Genomic DNA, 17,891 nt, shown 5'->3' with positions numbered 1-17,891 from the left:
ATCCACCCGTTGGGCACCTGGGGCATCGGCCCGTTCGACAGCGACCACGCCGAGCAGTTCGGGGACGAGGTCGACCATGCCCTCCCCGACGCGCGGCACGCCGTCATCGAGGAGCGTCTTACCCGCTACCTCGCCGGCGGCCAGGGCTACCGCCTGCGGGACGAGGCCGTCGCGGCGGCCTTCCTCGTCGCCGCCCAGTACCCGGGCGGTGCGGACGCCGTCGCCTCCGGCCACCGCCCGAAGCAGCCGATCCCCGACCTGCCGCAGCACCTGCGTCCAATGGCGGCCCGTGCCCTGGACCGCGTGCTCGGCGACGTGCAGTTCGACATGGACGCGTGGAACCGTGCCGGGCAGCGGGAGGTCGGCGAGCAGTGGCTGGACGGCCTGGAGCGCCTGCGGACCGTCCTCGACCCGGACACCCCGTACACCGTCGCTTATACGCCGGGCCCGCTCCTGCGGCACGAGATCGGGACCGGCAGGGCCCTCCGGGAGCTCGGAGTCGACCGGCTGCGCGCGCTTCCGGGCTACGGCGACGACCGCGCCGCCGGACAGCTCGTGCGCCGGATCGTCGAGGCCGCCGCGCAGCTGGACCAGGCGCACAAGGACGTGCAGGCCGCCGCGGACCTCTCGCTCCAGGCCCTGGACGCCGTGCGCAGCCAGCTCCACGTTGTGGCCCTCGGCGCCAGCGGCGATTTCCACCCGCGCGACGTGCCCGCCTATTCGGTCTCCCCGGCGCTCGGCCCGGCCATGGCCCAACGCGCCGACCGCCACCGCCACCTGACCGCCTTGCTCGACCTGTACCGGGCGACGACCGCCCCGGCGGACGAGAGCCCGCGGGCCACCGCTGCCCGCACGCGCACCGCCGCCGCCGCCGCGGCAGAGAGCCCCTCCGCCGCTTCCCCGCCGCCCCCGACCGCCGAACCCCGAGCAGCACGGCGCCGATGAGCCCGAGACCGCGACCAGTCGCTTCGGCCCGGCTACGCCCCGTCCTGCCTCCGGCCGGCCCAATCCTTGGAGACCACCTGGCCAGCAAGCCCACTCACCACGCCCAGCAGGCCCTGCAACTGCTGGCGCCGCCCGGCACCGTCCGGGTCCTGCTCGCAGTCAACTACCACGAGGACCCCGGTGCCCGGGCCGCCGGCCCGCCCGCCACGGACAGCATGGACGAACCCGAAGTCCACCGGCACCTGCGGCGGCTGCAGGACGCACGGCTCCTCGCCCACACCGGCGACTACGACATCAGCCGGCAGTCCACCACCACGGCTGCCCGCGAGCTGTGGCCGGTCTGGCTCTCGGCCCTCCGAGTCTCCTACGCCGCCGCCCCCGAACTCGCGCAGGATCATGTCGGGATCACCGTCGAGCGGGCGCTGGAGATCGCCGGTCATCCGGCCGTCCTGGACGCGGTCTCCACCATGCAGCGTCTCCCGGTCCCGCTCAGGGGAGCTTCCCACGGCGTCGCCCGCCTGCTGGACACCCTCAGCCGGACGAAGCGGGACGGGGAGGAGCCCAGCAACCGGATATCGGTCGAGTTCCTCGGGCACCTGAGCGACCTGCACACCGCCCTCGGCGACTGGCACCGGACCTACTTCCCCGCCGACCGTGTGTCTGCCTCCACTGCGCGGAGCCTCTCCCCGGCCACCACCGAACACCCCTTGCCGCCGGCCAGCAGCTCCCCTGCTCCCGGGACAGCTCAGTCCCGACGCACCGGCCGGTGAACGGGCCCGAGCCCGGCGGAGCCGACTTCGGCTTGGCGGGCCTGGAGGCGGCCGGTGTCGACGACATGGCGAACGCCCGGATCCTGCTCGCCAGCGACCTCGTCTTCGCCCAGGAGCACGAGCCCGGCCTCGCCGCGAGCAACTTCCTGGGCGCAGGCCCGCACAGTGTCCTGGCCGCCCGCATCACCCGTGACCAGCAGGCCGGCACCTACACCGTGCGCCTGCACCGCGCCGACGACGCCTGGGAGGCCCTGGCCTGGCTGCGAGCCCGGGCAACGGACCCTCCGGCCACGACCGCCAGACGCTCCGCCGCCCTCGCCCGCAGCCGACGCGCCGCACCGGCCCCCCAGACGGCAGCGCCCCGCTCCACGACCGACCAGCCCCGGACCCCCGTCCGGCGGCGCTGACCCGACCACCACCGGAAGACCCCCGCCATCCCGACACACCCCAGCAGCACTGCAGCCGACTTCGGCATCGGCGACCTGGAACCCGGCGACTCGGCCAGCGAGCACACCGCCGACTATCTCTGCGTCATCGCCACCGAGCTGATCATCCTGTCCGACCAGCACACCGCTGAGCAGACCAGCAGCTTCTACGTCGCGTTCGACACCGCCAACGTGTGGCAGGACGTCCCGGGCCTCGCGTCCCTGCGGGCCGTCCACGTCGAACGCGACCGGACCGCAGGCGTGTTCACCATCGAATCCGCCTCCTTCCCGCTGGTGGCGATGGCACAGAACTGGCTTGTCGGCCGCGGGGCCGCCCCCGACAGGTTCACCTCCCGCACCCCCATCGGGCCCGCCGACCGGGAGACCCGGCGCGTCGAGACCCTGCTGCGCGAGACCGGTCCCGAGCACTTCACCGTCCACGACGACTACACGTACACCACCGAGCCGTACGACATCTGGGTCATCGCCACCGACACCCGCACCGACGACCCGCAGCTGCCGGTACGGGTCTTCCACGAGCGGCGCCAGGTCGACGACGACACGTACACCCTGCGCGAAGGCCATTTCCCCACCGTCGACGCTGCCCGCGCCTGGACCCAGGACCCCGACGCACCGCTCCCGCAGCCGCGCACTTCGCCGAGCGCCCGCGCCGCGGCAGCCTCCCGCGGCAACTCCCGCAGTGCTGCGGGGCCCGTCGTCAGCACCGCGCCCACCCCCGGTCCCGCCGCGCCCCCGGCCCCGGGCCGAACCCGCACCCGCTGACCCCGCGCCGTCGCCACGATCCGCCCGTAAGGCCACACCATGACCACTTCCCCCACCCCGGCGCCCGGACGGCACAGCCTTGCCGCGTTCACCGAGGCACTCGCATCCCGTCTGCCCGACCGGTGGACGCCGTCCTCCACCCCGCTCACCACCAGCGACGCCCGCAACAACGTCCACGCCAGGCTGTGGGACCTCGCCCACGCCTCCTGGGCTCTCCAGACCGTCGTCTACGACCGCGCCGGGCTCCTGCGCGGCCCCGGCGGGCGCGAACTGCTCGTCCTCCCCCGGCCGCACCCACACGCCGGGCAGTACATCGTCGCCGCGCTGCTGCCCGAGGCCCTCGGTTCCGCCTACGACCACGAGGACCTGGCACCCCACGGCATCGCGGTCGACCCGGACCCCCCGCGCGCGGCCTCCGCCGTCACCGACCGCCTCCTGCCCCGCTACGACCGGGCTATCCGGCAACTGCTCGCAGGCATCGACTCCACTGCGGACCTGCCCTTCACCAGTCACCGCACCGACTCCCCCGTCCTGCGCCACGCCGTGCGCACCCTGCTGCTCGTCGCCGAACTACGCCTCGCGGACGAGTCGTACGACGTGCTGGAGGCCCTGGCCGGTGGCGGCGAGTACGTCTGCGACCGTGTCGAACTCGACTACGACATGGCACCGCTGGTCGAGGCCGCCGCCGTGCAGGCCGTCCTGTCCGCCGCAGGACTTCCCACCGGTTCGCTGTTCGACCCCGGTATCCCCGCCCAGTTGCGCCGGCTGTCGGCCCGGTCTCCGGCCGATCAGTACGACGTGCTCCGCCGTGCCGCCGAGTCCCTCGCCGAGCCCGTGCCCTCCCCGAGACTCGGAGCCGCCAGGGCTCGCACCCGGATCCTCTCCACGAGCCCGGCAGCCGCCGCACTGCCTGCGCGGCCGACGGCAACCGCTTCCCGCACCTCCGTGCCCGGCCGCTGACCGCCGGGCCGATCACCAGAAAGCCCCGCGTGCCCACTGCCCCCGCCGACCATGTTCTCGTCCGCCCGCTCCACCTGGCCGGCCGCGGCAACCCTGACTTCGGTCTCAACCTCGTCACCCACTTCGGCTGGCGCGTCCCCCCGCCCACGGACGACGACGAGATCCTGCTCGTCAGTCCCGACGGCCAGGCCCATCTCGCCTGGCGACCGGCGACGGGTCAGTGGGACGTCACCGTGCCGAGCCGCCACTGGACCCGATCCGGGTGGACAGCCACGTTCGACGACCATGCACCGTCCGAGATCGCCGCGGCGGTCCTCTACGCCCTCGCGCACGCCCTGCAGCACCAGCCCCAGGAGGTCCTGTACGCCATGCCCGGCCCGGACGCCGCACTCGGCGTCCTGGGCCGGGCCGGTTGGGCACCGCAGCACCGGGACGGCCACGAGGTCCTGCTGGCCCCCGACCGCCTCGGTGCGCTCACCCGCCCCCTCGGCTCCGACGACGCCCCCACCGTGCTGACCGGCGCGGCTGAGCGGGGCACCTGGACCATCACCTTCAGCTCCCGCACCCCAGCTGTCCTCCTGCAGACCGCCGCCGCCACTCTGCTACGGCCGGCCGTCCGGCCCCTCGACGAACTGCCCACCGCGCACAGGCTTCGGGTCTCGGCCGACCCAGCACCGTTGTGGAGCGCGCACCGCGCTCTCGTCTCGCCACGCCGCCTGGCGGGCGCCGGCACCGGGTCCACACCCCTTCCGGCAGCCTCCGCGCTGTGGCACCGGACCCGGCCGGGGCGGGTGGAGAGCTCCTGCGGACGGGCACTCGTCACTACTGCTCCCGGCCAGGACCTGAAGGTGTCCGCAGGCCCGCAGGGGCCGGGCCACCGGCTGGCCTGGACCACGGAGTTCAGCGGCGCCGTGCCGTCCGAGATCACCACCGCGTGGCTGCGGGACCTCACCGACTCGCTGACCGCCGACATCGACCTCAGCACCGAGGCCACGTTCGTTCCCGGCCCCGGCATGAGCGTCGGCGACGCGATCGAACCACTGACCGCGGCCGGGTGGATCGCCCACGCCGACGACGCCGACCTGCACCTGGTGGCGCCCGACGGGCACACCAGCGCCCGGATCACCCACGGCCTCCTCACGCCCGCGACCACCGTCTCCGACGCGCTGGCGCACACCACCCACTGGGGAGCGTCCATCGACGTCACCGGTGCGCCGGGCCACCACTGGCGTATCGGCCTGTCCTCGCTGACACCCCTGCACCTCGTACGGGCCGCGGCGCTCGCCGTCACCGACCCGGACCCGGTCGTCCGCCGTCCCGACCGGATCCCCGCCCAGTTCCTCGGCGCCGTGCACGTCGGCCCACCCGCCGCCGGGTGCTCCCCGGCCGCCCTGGCCGCCCGCAGCCGCGGCACCGCCCCGGTCTCCGCAGCCCCACGGGTGTCCACCACGGCCGTTCTGTCCTCGCCGACGCCCGACCGCGCCGCCCGCCGCCCGGGGCACTGACAAACACCGACATCCCGCTCTCCCCCGGAGGCCACCCTGCACTCGCCACCAGCGCCCGGTCCAAGCCCTGCCCCCGACATCTACACCTACGGACGTGCAGCCGCCCGCGAAGTCCTGCGCGAGGTCCAGCTGCGCGCCGGCCACGCGCCTCTCATCGATGTCCTGGTCGACGCAGCAGCTCACCACACCAGCCTCAACCCCGGCATCGCCCCCATCGTGGCAGCCGACGCCGCCCTGCTTCTGGCCCGTGCAGCCGACCCTCGCGTCGAGCACGCCCTCGACGGACGCCTGCCCCCGGTCCTCGCCCGCCTGGAGCGGGAATCCTCCGCCCGCATGGAGGAGGCGATCGCCGCAGCACGGCTGGCCTGCGGACACGGACCGCCCCTCCTCCGCGCCCCCAACCCACCGGGATTCCGCCCCGACCTGCCAGCGCCCACCGAATCGTGGCTGCACGACATCGGCCTGCATGAACTCCTCGGCTATGCCGTCCGCCAGGGCCTGTTCCGCACGGAGAACCGGTACACCGGCCGGGACCGGCACAGGGACTACTGGTTCCCGGGCGCCCGGCGCCTGCCCGATGCCCTGCACGGCGTCGGCCCGGAGATCTGCCGCGCAACTACCCTCGAACTGGGGTGGGCGCCGTTCGTCGAGATCCAGATGGTCCACGCCATTTCCCGGGCCAACGGCCTGCCCCTCGCCGCAGGACCGCTGGACCCCCGCATCCCCGCCTTCATGCAGGACCTCGACCGGCGCGAGGCCATTTCCCAGGCCGACATCCTGGAAAACGCGTACCGCCTCGCCGACCACGCCCTGCCGGTGCCGGATCCCGGCGACGGGGACCGGCCCAGGACCAGCACCTCCGCCCGCGCGCAGGCGGCGCTCGCATCCCCGGCACGGCCAGCCCCGGCCGTCCATCCTGGCGCGGCACCGCCCGCCACCGCTCCCCCTCCTGCGGCACCGCAAGGCTACGCCCGGTGAGCGGTGACGATCAGCAGCGGGACCGCCGCGTGGCGGTCGCGCCCCGCTACGTCGCAGGCTGGAACCCGAACTACCACCAGCAGCTGCGGCATCTGCGGGAGCAGTACGGCTGGTCCCTGGCTCTGCAGAACCGCGGCGAGGATGCCCGGAGCCCGTGCTCGACCGCGCGGGTCTTCGACTTCCGGTGGGCCACCCGCGGTCCGGCCCTGACCATCGAGGTGACCGCCGACGATCACAGCCCGCTGTGGAAGGCGGCCATCAGCCGCAACACCCCGGGCGAGATCCTCCTGCCCGTCCTGACCGCTGTGGCCACCGCCGTGCGCGACGAACCGGCCGGTCACCACGGCCGGCCACGCCCCTGCACCATCGCCCCCGACGCCTGGGAACCCCTGCCGGGCTGGCGGCTCTCCCACGCCGACGGCTCCTCCTGGATCCACGAAGCCCCGGACTCCCTCGCCTGCCTCGTGGTGCGTTCCACCGCCTCCGGCCCCTCCGACCAGGAGGCCGGATACAGCCTTCACGGCGGTCCCGGAGACAGCCCTCGCAACTGGACGGCCCGGTTCTCGCCCACGACCCCGCACGGGATCGTCGCGGCGATGTACCAGGCCGTCGCCGCCCCCGAGCCACTGGTCCGCTTCCCCGAGGACGTGCCCCCGCACCACTGGCCCTATGCGGTCGTCACCGCGCTCGCACCGCCCGAACCGGCCCGCTCCGCTGCCGCAGCCCTGCGCAGCAAGGCACCACCGCCGCGCCCCGCCGTGGCCACCACCGCAGCCGGTAGCCCTCCGCCCAAAGCGCGGCACCGGACCCGTTGAGCGACAAGGAGACCCGCAATCCCCAGCATGTACCGCGCCATCCAGGCCGCCGTGGCCATCGCCGTGGTCGAAGACGCCGTCCGAGGAATCCAGCGGGCCATGGACGACTGGGACGGCGTCAACGACTCGTTCTGCGACGACAGCGGCGCCATCGTCGACAGCGAGGGCTGGGGCACCCGCATCGTCGAACGCGACCTCGCCGCCTACCAGCACTTCACCCAGATCCTCGCGTACGGTGCCGCCTTCCTCTTCCACATTCGCCCCGCGACCGAAGCCCCCGCGCAGGCCGACCTCCTGAAGCACGGCAGGCGCGAGCTGTTCGGCGCCTATGCCTCGGCCCACGCGACCATTCGCGACAACTCGCACCTCCATCGCTCCTTGTCCCGCGAGGAGACCGCCGCGGAGGTGTGGCACGAGATGACCGTGTGGGCCTCCCACGCACCCACCATGATCCGCGCCTACCGCCAGGCCGCCTCCGCGCGGGCCCTCGCCGCGCACCCGACAGCGACACGGGCAACAGCCGGCCCGCCGCCCGTCGCTCCCTCTCCCCGGCCGGCCTCCGACACACCGACGACACCGCCCTCCAGGAGACTCCCCTGACCGACCCGACCCCCGACCCGTCCTCCCCGCACCACCCGTTGAACGCCTCGCGGGAGTACCACGTCGCCCCGCGCCACCTCGCCCCCGGCGCGGGCATACCCGACACCGCGCTGCAGCGCCTCACCACCGCCCGGTGGCTCCACGGCGGCGACGACGTCGCCAACGTCTACCTCGCCAGTCCCGACCTGCGCATCCGCTTCGGATTCCTCCCCGAGACGCCGGGCCCGCTGTGGAAGGCCACCGCAGCCAACGACCCGTTCCACGGCGAGGCCTCCTGGCTAGTCACGATGAGCGACCACACGCCGGCCGAGATCGTGGCCGACTTCGCCAGCACTCTCGCCGGCGTACACGCAGAAGGCCCTGCGGCCTACCTGACGGACAACCATCCGGTCGCCTTCGGCGAGACCCTGCTCGCCGCGGGCTGGAGCACCGTCGAGGACGAGCGGCTTCCCCACGCGTTCTCGCAGTCCCCCGACGGCTACGCCGAGGTCCACCACATCCCCGGCGAACTGGACCGTGCGAGCGAACTGACGGGAACGAGCGCCCGCTGGATCGTCAACGGCGGTACAGACGAGCACCGCTGGTGGATCACCGCGTCATCCGCCACCCCGACGCGCTTGGTCGCCGGCCTCTACGGCGCCGTCGTGAACCCGGCCCCGGTCCGCCGCGAGGGCAGCGATCTCAGGCACCTTCCGGCGTGCGCCACCGTGACCCCGGTCGCTCCCGTACGCGGCAGCAGCCGTGCACTGGCAGCCCACGCCGGCTCCCCCCTGATCCGCTCGGCACAACCCTCCGCCTCGGCCCAGTCCGGCCCAGCCTTCGTCCGCGGCGGGATCCGACCGGCGTTCTCGCGGTAGGTGAACCGGGCGTCCTGGCGACGGACACGATCGCAGTACTCCGCCAACTCTCACCTCCACGCCGATCAGGGGACCGACCTCCGCCCGGGTCGCCGTCCCGGTGGATCACAGCAGGGAGAGGGTGTCGAGCTTCCACTCGTCGATCAGGCAGTCCCCCGCTTCAAGGCCGGACAGCGCAGCGGTGAGGTCCCAGAACATCGAGGTCGAGAAGCTGCCGGCGACCACCACATCACCCTGGAGATCCTCCAACCCGTCGCCCCGTGAATCGCTTCGCGTCAAGGACGCCGACAGGTTGCCCTCGAAGACTCCGCGGACGGTGAACTCCACGAACCGCCCTTCCCGCCGGAAGTCGAGCGATTCCACGTCGACGACGAACCAGTCGCTCACGGGCGGGCCGGCGCAGAACGGGTTGTCCTCGTACAGGGACTGCAGGTCCTTCACGACGCGTGTGTCGACCTCGCGCAGCAGTTGCACGACGGGCCCCCGCAGGGCGGAGCCGAGATCTGCCTCGCAGACCTCCGCGAGCAGAGCCTTGGCCGTCCGGCCCCGCTCGTCGAGGGAGACGTTGACTCCTTGCTCGGAGCCGTACGTGTCGACCTCGATCTCCAGATGTTCGAACGACAGGTGGTCCGCCGACCCGCCGGCCATCGCCAGGATCTGGACGATTGCGGGGGCGAGTTCCAAGAGCTCCGCACGGGCCTCCCGCCGGCTCAGGTCCGTCGTGATGACCTGCAGCAGGTGCTCGGCGACCTTGCCGGACCGGCCGAGCCCCTCCACGCGTGCGACGACGGCAGGACGGTACTTGGCCGCCCTGTCCAGCTGGATCAGGACGACCGGCGCGTCCGAGGTGGTGTTGGCCTTGCCGGCCGGCCCGTTGCAGGGGACGCAGATCGGCGCGAGGTTGTGCGGGTCGTGCAGGTCGAAGCTGTCCGGCAGGCCGAAGTGCCGCTTGAGGTGGCGCAGTCGGTCGTCGGAGACATCCTTCGCGATGATGTGGTCGATCTGGCAGCTGTCGAACTCCACCGGTTTCCTGCACAAATAGCACTTGCGCTTCCACGCCTCCCACAGCGCGAGCCTCAGCGCCGAGTTGTCGCCCGGGCCGTAACGAACGCTACTCGCCCTTCGCATCAGGCGTTCCCCTCCCTCGGTCGGACCGGCCCCCGTTGTACCGCAGCCCGCCCACAATCGCCGCTGCTTTCGGCCGACGCCGCACCCGGCGGACGGCGCCGTCACGTGCCGCCTCGAAGCGCGGCAACTGCTGACGCCCGATGCGCACTTGGTGTTCGCCTGGGGCAGACACGATCGACTACGCAAAGCCCCTGAACCCAAGGAAACATGGATGTCTCCCCGCAAACAGGAAGGCAACCACGTGACCATGGCGATCACCACCCCGACCGTTCCCGGCCTCAAGCCGGGCGGTCCGGTCGATCACCGGACCTGGCTGGTCGGACCCGGCAGCCCGTACCTGATCTCCGACGTCCTCGCGGCCAGAGGCTGGAGCTGGGTCATCGACCCGCGCGGCAGCCTCCACGCGGCAAGCCCCGACACCGGCGTCTACCTCGGCTACGCGCCCGACGACCCGAACGTCGACACGTGGACCATCGCCGTCACCGGCACGGCCCGCGACGCCGGGTGGAAGGCGACCTTCGACCGCGAGGCCCCGGTCGAGCTGGTGATCGACCTGATCACGGCGCTCTACGACCGTCCCACCCGCTGAGCCTCGCCAAGGAGTCCGCCATCACCTCCAGTTCCACTGCATCCGAGGCCGACGTCGCCCGCCACTTCGCCACGGTCCGCTACCTGGCCGTCGTCGGCACCGTCTCCACCACCGCCACCGCAGCCGTCTGCGCGGTCCTCGACCTAGGACTCCTGGCCTTCGCGCTCGGCCTGACCTGCGGCCAGCAGGTCGCCCTGCAGGTCAAGCTCCAGCGGCTCCAGAGCGCCGTGGTGGCCGTGACAACCACCGCCCGGATGCCGCAGCAGCGCGACCCGTCAGACTAGCGGTGCCGGTAAAGGGAACCGCCCGCCCCGTACTCCCGCGCCGACCGCTCCCTCGCCGATCCGGAGTCGCCGTGAAGTCCTCCACTCGCCCGCGCCCGTACAACTTCGCCGTCAGGACGGCCGTGCTCACCTGGGTCTGCGTAAGCGTCGCAACCGCCGTCGCCTGCGCCGCAGTCGTGATGTACGACGCCGTCCAGTACCACCGTGTCGCGTCTTGGGAGTTGACGGTCGTGGCCCTCGCCGTCTTCAGCCTCCGATTCGCCTTGTCCCAATGGGACAAGATCACCGACGCCGATGTCCTGCACCGTCTTCGCCTCGTCAACGGCCCCTGCGGCGCCGGTGACCTCGCCCGCCACCTGGGCCGCCGCCGCGGCCCGGTCCATCTGAGCCTGCGCCGCCTCTCCCAGGCCGGCCTCGTCATTCCGGTCGACTCCGTCGACGGCGTCGTCCGCTACACCTGCTTCTGACCGAAGCCCATCAGCAGAAGCACGTGGGGCCCGCACCGCCGGTCTTAGGTTCTAGCGGTCCTCGCAACACTCATGATCATGGGAGTTGCGAGGACCGTGGGCGGCGGCAAGAGGCTCGATCCGGACTTGAAGCGGCTGTTCTTCGAACGGCTTGACGCGGTGGGGAGCGTCTCCCCCGTGGCGCGTGAGCTGGGGCTGAACCGGAACACGGCGTTCACGCTGGCCCGCAAGGCCGGCATGGGCAGCAAGCGCCTGGGACATCCCGGGCGCGAGGAGTATGTGAAGCTGCGGGCTGAGGGTGTCTCCAGGCGGCAGGCGGCCAAGCGGGTCGGGGTGAACCCTCGAACGGCCTTGGACTGGGACTGGGGCATCCGGAAGTCCAGGAACTCGCGGATCCACCCCGACGGCCGGCGTGTGGACTACACAACGGGAACCGTCACGATGTCCGACGTGATCATCAGTGCGTCGGCGGGACCTGTGAGCCTCAAGTCCCTTGAGAAGGAGCTCCACCCCAGACTGCTCTCGCTGGCCGAGCGCGAGCGGATACGCGACCTGCGCGCCGCCGGCCAGTCGATGCGGGCCATCGGACGCACCCTGGGACGCTCGGCCAGCACCATCTCGCGCGAGCTGCGGAACAACTCGGCGACCGCCGACTACCACCCCTACGCGGCGCACAGGGCCTCCGCCGAGCGCCGGCCCCGCCCCAAGGAGCGCAAGCTGCTGCAGGAGGGTCCGCTGCGCGACTTCGTCCAGGACGGCCTGCGCCGACGGTGGTCCCCGGAACAGATCTGCCACGCTCTGGCCAAGACCCATCCGGACGACCACAGCATGCGGGTGAGCGTGGAAACGATCTACCAGACCCTGTACTTCCAGGCCCGCGGCGGCCTGAAGCGGGAGATCCAGACAGCCGTCCGCACCGGTCGGACCCGCCGCAAGCCCCGCCGAAACCCCGAGCGGCGCACGTCCCGGTTCATCGACCCGATGGTGATGATCAGCGACCGTCCCGCCGACATCGAGGACCGGGCCGTGCCGGGCAACTGGGAAGGCGACCTGATCCTCGGCGCGGGTGGACGCTCCGCGATCGCCACCCTCGTCGAGCGCAGCACCCGCTACACCATGCTCGTCCACCTGCCGGGCGCAACCCACGACGCCGAGACCGTCCGCGACGGGCTCGTGCGCACCGTCCAGACCCTGCCCGCCCACCTGCGCGGCTCCCTCACCTGGGACCAAGGCCCCGAGATGGCCAGCCACAAGCAGTTCAGCATGGCCACCGGCATGCCCGTCTACTTCTGCGACCCGGCCTCACCCTGGCAGCGCGGCTCGAACGAGAACACGAACGGGCTGCTGCGGCAGTACTTCCCCAAGGGAACCGACCTGAGCGTTCACGGTCCCGAAGACCTCGAGCACGTCGCCCAGGAGCTCAACGGCCGCCCACGCAAGACGCTCGGCTGGGATACCCCAGCCGAGCGTCTACGTGATCTACTCACCGTCTGAAACCAAGCGGTGTTGCGATGACCCCTTGAACCTAAGGGTTGCGGTGCGGGCCCCACGTGCTTTCGGCGTCAGATCCCCACACCCGCAGTGCGCGCGAGGACCCGGCCCGCCCGCTTCAGCACCGTGGCCGGCTTCAGTTCCTTCTCCACGCGCAGCAGGTAGCCCACCGGCGAGGAGGCGACCATGCTGTCGCGCTCGCGAGCGACGGCCTGGCGGGTTGCGAGGGCGGCGAACGCGATGCCGGTGCCCACCGCCGTTGCGGTCCCTCCTCCGAGAAGCCAGGCAAGTCCGGCCCCGGGCACGGAGACCTCCGGCCTGATCGTGAGCGTGGTGTAGACGGTGTCAAGCTTCAGGCCGTTGATGGCCTTGCGCAGCTTGTCGAGCGGCAGGGCGAGGTGGTGGTCGAACGCTCCCTGGAGGTGGAGTTCGAAGGCGGCCCGGTCCGTCACCTGCTGGGTGGCTCCGAGCACGTCGGCGGTGGCCGCCTCGACAGCGGCGGAGAACGCGGTGAACTCGTCGGCGTAGTCGGTCCGCAGCCGGACGATCTTGTCCGCCGGGACGTGGCGCAGGTCTGCCGGCAGGACGCACTTCACGGCCATCATGGCCATCCTGCTCTCTGCCGTGTCGCGGCCGACGGCCGGCACCGTACGCCCCAGGAGCGTGTCGGCGATGCGCCCAGCGCTCCACCCGCCGCCCGCGGTGTAGGCGTCCAGCTGGTCGGTGACCGGCGTGAACGCCGTCCGGCGGGCGAGCTCCTCGGTGATGGCGCACTTGTAGGCCCAGGCGAAGGCCGGGTCCACGACGACCCACGACACCTGCTGGTCCCCAACGGTCTGCCGCCAGTCCCGGTAGGCCAGTCCGGCCTCCCGCAGCGTTTCCTCCAGTTCCTCGGGCACCTCCTCCGGGTACAGGCCGGTCAGGTCCCGGGTGCTCGGCGCGAGCATCGGGGCCGACTGCCAGCGCGAGGTGAACCGGCGGTCCTCCACGTCGAATCGGGCGCGCAGGGCCTCGGCATTGTCCCGAACGGCCGCGACGAACGCCGGCGCGACCGCCACGGCCGCCGGGCGCGGATCACGGTCGATGAGGAACCCGGAGCCCTCGTTGAGCTCCTTGACGACGGCGTGGTCCCGCACCGGGAATCCTTCCGGCACGACGCGGGCCAGGTTGCGCCAGTACAGCGCCGCCGCCTTCGCCCAGGTCTCGTCCCGCAGGTGGACGTACGGGTAGTAGAGCCCGGTCTGCAGCGCCATCGATCGCCTTCCTCTCCCCCGGCCCGACCAACGCGGTCAAGGCTCCACCGAATGGTATGCAGGCGCCCCTTGCCTCTCCGCAGGATGCTGCTTCTACGGCCCGCTCAGGCGGGCGGGAACGACAGCGCGCCCGCGCCTGCGCTGGCACGGGGCGACATCAACTCAGCCGCTGCCTAGGCGAAGTAGGCACCTCGGAGGAGCCCGTCGAATCCGAGCGCGGCGTACATCGCCTCGAACGACTCCCACTCCTGCTCGTCGCCGGTCGCGTCCCGCGAGGCCTCGATGTCCGCGGCCTCCAGGTCCCGCTCGCGCCACTCGTGCGCGCAGCGGCAGCGGACGAACACCAGGTCGGGGTGGACGTGGATGAGGAGCCAGTCGCGTTCTGCGGCGCAGTTGGCGCAGGTGATGAGGATGCCGCGGGGGTTGAGCGGGCCGGGATGGGGGACGGCGAGGGTGGCCGGGGCAGCCTCGGAGGGCTTCGGCTCGTGGCCGAAGCGGAAGTGGGTGTAGCGGTCGTCGCCGGCGTCGGACGTGGTCAAGGAGCCCCCAACTCTCGTGATGTATAGGGTGAAATGCCCAGAGGGTGGATTAACTTCCCCTTTCGTCTGGTTTCGCGAGTGATCCGCGTCACCCCGGGTGCTGGTCAGGGTCGTCGGACGAGGAGGGTCTCGGTTGCGGCGAGGCGGTCGGTCACGTCGTCGGCCTGGGGGTGGGTGGCGGAGGTGAGGGAGAGGCCTGCGGAGGTGAGTGTGGCGACGACCCGGGCGGCGAGGTCGTGGCGGGATCGTGGGCTCTCGGTCTGTCGGCCTAGCGCCACGCAGACGCGCTGGATCCGGTCTCTGGTCAGTTGTACCTGGCCGGCGGGCGGTTGGTAGGTGATCCGCTGTGTGGCGAGTGCTGCGGCGGCGTCGGCGTGCACTGCGGATGCCCGGGCGGCGTCGACCGCCAGTGCGGCGGTGTAGATCGCGCCGTGCAGTTGCTCGGTGGCGGTTTCCGCTGCGGTGACCTGGATGGTGAAGGGGCCCATCGTGACGGAGTCGGTAGTGGGGTCGAACCGGAAGCTCCAGAAGTCGCGGGCGACCTCGCGTTCGCTCTGTCCGGCTCGCCGGGCAGCGGCCTGTGCTCCGCGGCCGGTTCCGCGGGACCAGTGCTCGAAGTGGGTCAGGCCGTCGCGTATCTCCTTCAGTCCGGGAAGGGCTGCTTCGAAGCGGCGGCGGGCTGCGTCGAGTTCGTCGGCCGGGGTCTGGGCGGCGCCGAGTTCGGTGAGCGCGGCCTTCTGGAGGGTGGCGGCCGTCAGCAGGTTGCGCAGGGCCGTCACGAGCGTGCGGGCGTCGATCTGCTGGGAGTCGAAGCCGCGGACCTGGGTGGGTTGTTCACGCATGCGGCGCACCGTCAGGGCGACGGTGGCGTTCCACCAGGTCGCCTCGGAGACGGCGATGGCGTGCGGGTTGTCGGCCGGGGACCAGTCGTCCGGGAGTTCGCTCCTGGGGGCATGGTGGCGTGCCGGGCTCTGTGGCGCACGGGTTTTCCCGGGCGGAGTATCGCGTTTCTCCCATGGCCCGCGGTGGCGTACAGTCGGGTTCACCGACGCGGGGTGGAGCAGCTCGGTAGCTCGCTGGGCTCATAACCCAGAGGTCGCAGGTTCAAATCCTGTCCCCGCTACGACGAAGGCCCGGGGCCGCGCACAGTGTGCGCGGCCCCGGGCCTTCAGTGTTGTCAGTCGGTGGTGATGTCGAGCTGGCGGGCGGCGTCGGCGAGGTGCTGGAGGCAGATCTCGGCGGTGGCGGCGGTGGCGACGAGGTGGGCGACGCGGGCGGTGCCGAGGTTGCCCGCGGGCGGCAGGGCCACGTGGTCGCCGGGCTGCTTCTCCCACACCAGGCGTTCCAGCCAGTGCTGGTGGCGCAGTGCGGGGTCGGCGGTGGCCCGGGTGAGTCGGCCGTCCGCGGGGGCGTAGGCCATGTGGATGGCGGCGGCGCGGCGGCGGGTGGGGGTGAGGTCGGGGCGAAGGTCGAGGGCGATGTCTGCGGCGGCGAGCGGCAGGTCGATGCCGGTGGCCTCGCGGACGAGGTGCGGGATCAGGTCCCCGGCGAGCCGGCCGTTCACCTCGATCAGGTGCGGGCCGCTGGCGGTCAGGCGCATCTCGACGTGGGAGACGCCGTTGGCGTAGCCGACCGCGTGGAGGGCCTGGACAGCGACGGGGCCGACGAGGGCGAGGAGCGGGTCGCCGGCTTCGACGCTGTGGCCGGTCTCCTCGAAGTAGGGCGGCGGGCCGAGGCGCTTGCGGGTGACGGCGACCGGGGTGGTAGCGCCGCGGACGGTGACGCACTCCACGCTGATCTCCGGGCCGTCGAGGTACTCCTCGACCAGGACGCCGCACCAGCCGGTGGCGTGCTCGTAGTCGCCTGCCGCCTGGTCGGCGAGGTCGAACGCCGCCGTGAGGTCCTTGGGGGTGGCGGCGAGGCTGACGCCGATGCTGCCGGCCGCCGCAGCGGGCTTGAGGACGACGGGGTACCCGATCGTGGCTGCGGCGGCGCGGGCCTGGTCAGGGGTGTCGGCGCGGACGCTGGCGGCGGAGGGGACGTTGAAGGCGGCGAACGCGGCACGGCTGGCCGCCTTGTCGCGGCAGGTGTGGGCGGTGGCGGTGGAGTTCCCGGACGTGGCGAACCGGCAGGCGAGGTGGGCTGCGGTGTGCTGGGCGAACTCGTCCCAGGTCAGGACACCCTTGATGTGGTGGTCGGCGGCGAGGCGCTCGGCGGCGGCGAGGCTGGCGTCCGGGTCGCTGGTGTCGGCGACTTCGTGTCCGTGGATGTAGGGCGTTTCCCAGGTCGGCTCGCTCGGGCTGAGGAGGACGACGCGGTGGCGGGCGGCGATCTGCTCCAGCGCGTAGCGCCTGTACTGCTCGTCGCCGGCGGATACGAGCAGGAGCGTGGGGATGGTGCTGGTCAGGGGGGTCCTTCCGAAGGCGGGCGGGGACGGGGCAGGTGTCACCAGGGCAGGGTGGGGTGGTGGTGCAGGGCCTGTTCGCCGAGGCTGCGGGAGAGGGCGGCGAGCGCCTTCGCGGTGGCGGGGTCGGGGGCGGGCAGGTGCACGACGGTGCGCAGGACGTGCGGCTGGTACCCGAGGCGTTTCTTCGCCTGGTAGTTGGCCCGCCCGGCGTCGATGTGTCGGGCGCCCTGCTCCATGGCCCAGCGGGGTGCCTCGGTCATCAGCCAGGTGTAGGCCAGGCGGCTGAAGGGGTGCTGGTAGTCGATGCCGGACGCCCAGAGGTAGAGGCGGTCTTCGTGGAGCCAGCAGTACAGGCCGCCGACGAGGTGGCGGTCGGTGCGGGCAGCGAGGAGGACGGCACCGGGCACCTCGGCTAGGCGCTCGAACATGTCCCTGCCGTACAGGGTGGCGCCGTGGCGCTCGGCGGTGCCGACGGCGAGTCGGGTGAACTCTTCCAGGTGGGGCAGCATCCGCTTCCCGGTCAGGGGGTGGAGTGCGAGTCCAGCCTCGGTTCCGCGTCGCCACTGGCGGCGGATGTCCCGGCGGTGGCCGGTTGGGGTGTTCGCCCACCAGTGGTCGAGCCCCGAGCCGGGGTCGAGGTCGCGGAGGTGGGCGACGTCGGTGGCCAGGTCGAGGACGTGCGCGGCGCCCTGGCGCCGACCGGCGGCGGCGAGCCGCTGTGCCTGGTCGGTGTCGAGGCCGGGGTAGACGACGGCGCAGGCGCCGCGCTCGTTGGCGAGGTCGAGGCCCGCGCGGGCGGTCACGGCGGCCGTCCGGTCGGTGGCGGCTCCGGCGCCGCCGTACTGGCCGTGGGGACTGCCGGAGTACAGGACGGGGCCGGGCCACACGGGCGCGGCGCCCGCGTCGACTTCCTGGCTGGTCCAGTACGGGCAGCCGTTGGCGCCGACGAGGAAGTACGGCACGGTCTCGGTGACGGCGGCGTCGAGGTCGGTGATGTGCAGGTGGCGGTGGGCGTCGATCTGCTCGGTGCTGACGTGTTCCCAGGCGGCGGTCCACTGCCGGGTCCGGGAGGGGTGGGCCGCGCGGTGGTCGTCG

20 protein-coding genes and 1 tRNA gene are annotated in these 17,891 nt (G+C 72.4%); 15 read left to right on the top strand and 6 right to left on the bottom strand.

What is annotated here, in order from left to right; all coding sequences use genetic code 11:
• The first annotated feature begins 9 nt into the window (after positions 1 to 9).
• From MCM47_RS22010 to MCM47_RS21965, 10 genes are all read left to right on the top strand, one after another.
• A complete protein-coding gene (locus tag MCM47_RS22010; RefSeq protein ID WP_238863368.1) occupies positions 10 to 945 on the top strand; it encodes a DUF4259 domain-containing protein in 936 nt (311 codons plus the stop codon).
• The gene (locus tag MCM47_RS22005; protein ID WP_238863367.1) at positions 942 to 1,715 is read left to right on the top strand and encodes a hypothetical protein; all 774 of its coding nucleotides are present in this window, start codon (positions 942 to 944) and stop codon (positions 1,713 to 1,715) included. Before MCM47_RS22010 ends, MCM47_RS22005 begins: the two co-directional genes overlap by 4 nt.
• Positions 1,712 to 2,122 carry a hypothetical protein gene (locus tag MCM47_RS22000; RefSeq protein WP_238863366.1) on the top strand — a complete coding sequence of 137 codons (411 nt, stop codon included), beginning with the start codon at positions 1,712 to 1,714 and terminating at the stop codon, positions 2,120 to 2,122. The genes MCM47_RS22005 and MCM47_RS22000 overlap by 4 nt, the downstream gene beginning before the upstream one ends.
• Before the next feature lie 210 nt (positions 2,123 to 2,332).
• Entirely contained in the window at positions 2,333 to 2,923 is a 591-nt protein-coding gene (locus MCM47_RS21995; protein WP_238863365.1) for a hypothetical protein, read from the top strand.
• 39 nt (positions 2,924 to 2,962) lie between these two features.
• Positions 2,963 to 3,883 (top strand): hypothetical protein, encoded by a 921-nt coding sequence (locus tag MCM47_RS21990; protein ID WP_238863364.1) that lies wholly within the window; start codon positions 2,963 to 2,965, stop codon positions 3,881 to 3,883.
• Positions 3,884 to 3,912: 29 nt separating this feature from the next.
• Positions 3,913 to 5,388 (top strand): DUF317 domain-containing protein, encoded by a 1,476-nt coding sequence (locus tag MCM47_RS21985; RefSeq protein ID WP_238863363.1) that lies wholly within the window; start codon positions 3,913 to 3,915, stop codon positions 5,386 to 5,388.
• Between the two features lie 333 nt (positions 5,389 to 5,721).
• The gene (locus MCM47_RS21980; RefSeq protein ID WP_238863362.1) at positions 5,722 to 6,366 is read left to right on the top strand and encodes a hypothetical protein; all 645 of its coding nucleotides are present in this window, start codon (positions 5,722 to 5,724) and stop codon (positions 6,364 to 6,366) included.
• The gene (locus tag MCM47_RS43360; RefSeq protein ID WP_238863361.1) at positions 6,363 to 7,181 is read left to right on the top strand and encodes a DUF317 domain-containing protein; all 819 of its coding nucleotides are present in this window, start codon (positions 6,363 to 6,365) and stop codon (positions 7,179 to 7,181) included. The genes MCM47_RS21980 and MCM47_RS43360 overlap by 4 nt, the downstream gene beginning before the upstream one ends.
• 27 nt (positions 7,182 to 7,208) lie before the next feature.
• Entirely contained in the window at positions 7,209 to 7,781 is a 573-nt protein-coding gene (locus tag MCM47_RS21970; protein WP_238863360.1) for a hypothetical protein, read from the top strand.
• Between the two features lie 38 nt (positions 7,782 to 7,819).
• Positions 7,820 to 8,638, top strand: coding sequence for a DUF317 domain-containing protein (locus MCM47_RS21965; protein ID WP_238863359.1), 819 nt, complete (start codon positions 7,820 to 7,822; stop codon positions 8,636 to 8,638).
• Between the two features lie 105 nt (positions 8,639 to 8,743).
• Here MCM47_RS21965 and MCM47_RS21960 read toward each other — a convergent pair whose 3' ends face one another.
• Positions 8,744 to 9,661: a hypothetical protein gene (locus tag MCM47_RS21960; RefSeq protein WP_238863358.1), complete on the bottom strand. Its 918-nt coding sequence runs from the start codon at positions 9,659 to 9,661 to the stop codon at positions 8,744 to 8,746.
• A gap of 352 nt (positions 9,662 to 10,013) precedes the next feature.
• Between MCM47_RS21960 and MCM47_RS21955 the strand changes: the two genes are divergently transcribed.
• The 4 genes from MCM47_RS21955 to MCM47_RS21940 all read left to right on the top strand — a co-directional run bounded on the left by MCM47_RS21955 (position 10,014) and on the right by MCM47_RS21940 (position 12,600).
• A complete protein-coding gene (locus tag MCM47_RS21955; protein WP_238863447.1) occupies positions 10,014 to 10,355 on the top strand; it encodes a DUF317 domain-containing protein in 342 nt (113 codons plus the stop codon).
• The gene (locus MCM47_RS21950; RefSeq protein ID WP_238863357.1) at positions 10,271 to 10,639 is read left to right on the top strand and encodes a hypothetical protein; all 369 of its coding nucleotides are present in this window, start codon (positions 10,271 to 10,273) and stop codon (positions 10,637 to 10,639) included. The genes MCM47_RS21955 and MCM47_RS21950 overlap by 85 nt, the downstream gene beginning before the upstream one ends.
• Before the next feature lie 71 nt (positions 10,640 to 10,710).
• The gene (locus MCM47_RS21945; protein WP_238863356.1) at positions 10,711 to 11,106 is read left to right on the top strand and encodes a hypothetical protein; all 396 of its coding nucleotides are present in this window, start codon (positions 10,711 to 10,713) and stop codon (positions 11,104 to 11,106) included.
• Between the two features lie 279 nt (positions 11,107 to 11,385).
• Positions 11,386 to 12,600: an IS30 family transposase gene (locus MCM47_RS21940; RefSeq protein ID WP_238863446.1), complete on the top strand. Its 1,215-nt coding sequence runs from the start codon at positions 11,386 to 11,388 to the stop codon at positions 12,598 to 12,600.
• Between the two features lie 68 nt (positions 12,601 to 12,668).
• On the opposite strand, the gene MCM47_RS21935 is transcribed toward MCM47_RS21940, so the two are convergent.
• The 3 genes from MCM47_RS21935 to MCM47_RS21925 all read right to left on the bottom strand — a co-directional run bounded on the left by MCM47_RS21935 (position 12,669) and on the right by MCM47_RS21925 (position 15,231).
• Positions 12,669 to 13,850: a DUF6236 family protein gene (locus tag MCM47_RS21935; RefSeq protein ID WP_238863355.1), complete on the bottom strand. Its 1,182-nt coding sequence runs from the start codon at positions 13,848 to 13,850 to the stop codon at positions 12,669 to 12,671.
• 173 nt (positions 13,851 to 14,023) lie between these two features.
• Positions 14,024 to 14,389, bottom strand: coding sequence for a hypothetical protein (locus MCM47_RS21930; RefSeq protein WP_238863354.1), 366 nt, complete (start codon positions 14,387 to 14,389; stop codon positions 14,024 to 14,026).
• A 104-nt stretch (positions 14,390 to 14,493) separates the two neighbouring features.
• A complete protein-coding gene (locus MCM47_RS21925; protein WP_238863353.1) occupies positions 14,494 to 15,231 on the bottom strand; it encodes a hypothetical protein in 738 nt (245 codons plus the stop codon).
• 207 nt (positions 15,232 to 15,438) lie between these two features.
• Here MCM47_RS21925 and MCM47_RS21920 point away from each other — a divergent pair.
• Positions 15,439 to 15,512 (top strand) — tRNA-Met (locus MCM47_RS21920).
• Between the two features lie 54 nt (positions 15,513 to 15,566).
• Here MCM47_RS21920 and MCM47_RS21915 read toward each other — a convergent pair.
• Together MCM47_RS21915 and MCM47_RS21910 are read right to left on the bottom strand one after the other, a co-directional pair.
• Positions 15,567 to 16,838 carry an ATP-grasp domain-containing protein gene (locus tag MCM47_RS21915; protein ID WP_238863352.1) on the bottom strand — a complete coding sequence of 424 codons (1,272 nt, stop codon included), beginning with the start codon at positions 16,836 to 16,838 and terminating at the stop codon, positions 15,567 to 15,569.
• A complete protein-coding gene (locus tag MCM47_RS21910) occupies positions 16,835 to 17,758 on the bottom strand; it encodes a GNAT family N-acetyltransferase (protein ID WP_238863351.1) in 924 nt (307 codons plus the stop codon). Before MCM47_RS21910 ends, MCM47_RS21915 begins: the two co-directional genes overlap by 4 nt.
• Between the last annotated feature and the right edge of the window lie 133 nt (positions 17,759 to 17,891).

The sequence above is a fragment of the Kitasatospora sp. A2-31 genome (genome assembly GCF_022288725.1).
Classification (GTDB): domain Bacteria; phylum Actinomycetota; class Actinomycetes; order Streptomycetales; family Streptomycetaceae; genus Kitasatospora.
Note: the sequence above shows the minus strand (reverse complement) of the source record. Positions and strands in the feature narration are given on the sequence as shown.

What these genes read in the sequence shown, in the direction of transcription:
- MCM47_RS21990 (WP_238863364.1), top strand. Translation starts at nt 2,963, where the DNA reads ATGACCACTTCCCCCACCCCGGCGCCCGGACGGCACAGCCTTGCCGCG.
- MCM47_RS21970 (WP_238863360.1), top strand. Translation starts at nt 7,209, where the DNA reads ATGTACCGCGCCATCCAGGCCGCCGTGGCCATCGCCGTGGTCGAAGAC.
- MCM47_RS21980 (WP_238863362.1), top strand. Translation starts at nt 5,722, where the DNA reads ATGGAGGAGGCGATCGCCGCAGCACGGCTGGCCTGCGGACACGGACCG.
- MCM47_RS21925 (WP_238863353.1), bottom strand. Translation starts at nt 15,231, where the DNA reads ATGCGTGAACAACCCACCCAGGTCCGCGGCTTCGACTCCCAGCAGATC.
- MCM47_RS22005 (WP_238863367.1), top strand. Translation starts at nt 942, where the DNA reads ATGAGCCCGAGACCGCGACCAGTCGCTTCGGCCCGGCTACGCCCCGTC.
- MCM47_RS21935 (WP_238863355.1), bottom strand. Translation starts at nt 13,850, where the DNA reads ATGGCGCTGCAGACCGGGCTCTACTACCCGTACGTCCACCTGCGGGAC.
- MCM47_RS21955 (WP_238863447.1), top strand. Translation starts at nt 10,014, where the DNA reads ATGGCGATCACCACCCCGACCGTTCCCGGCCTCAAGCCGGGCGGTCCG.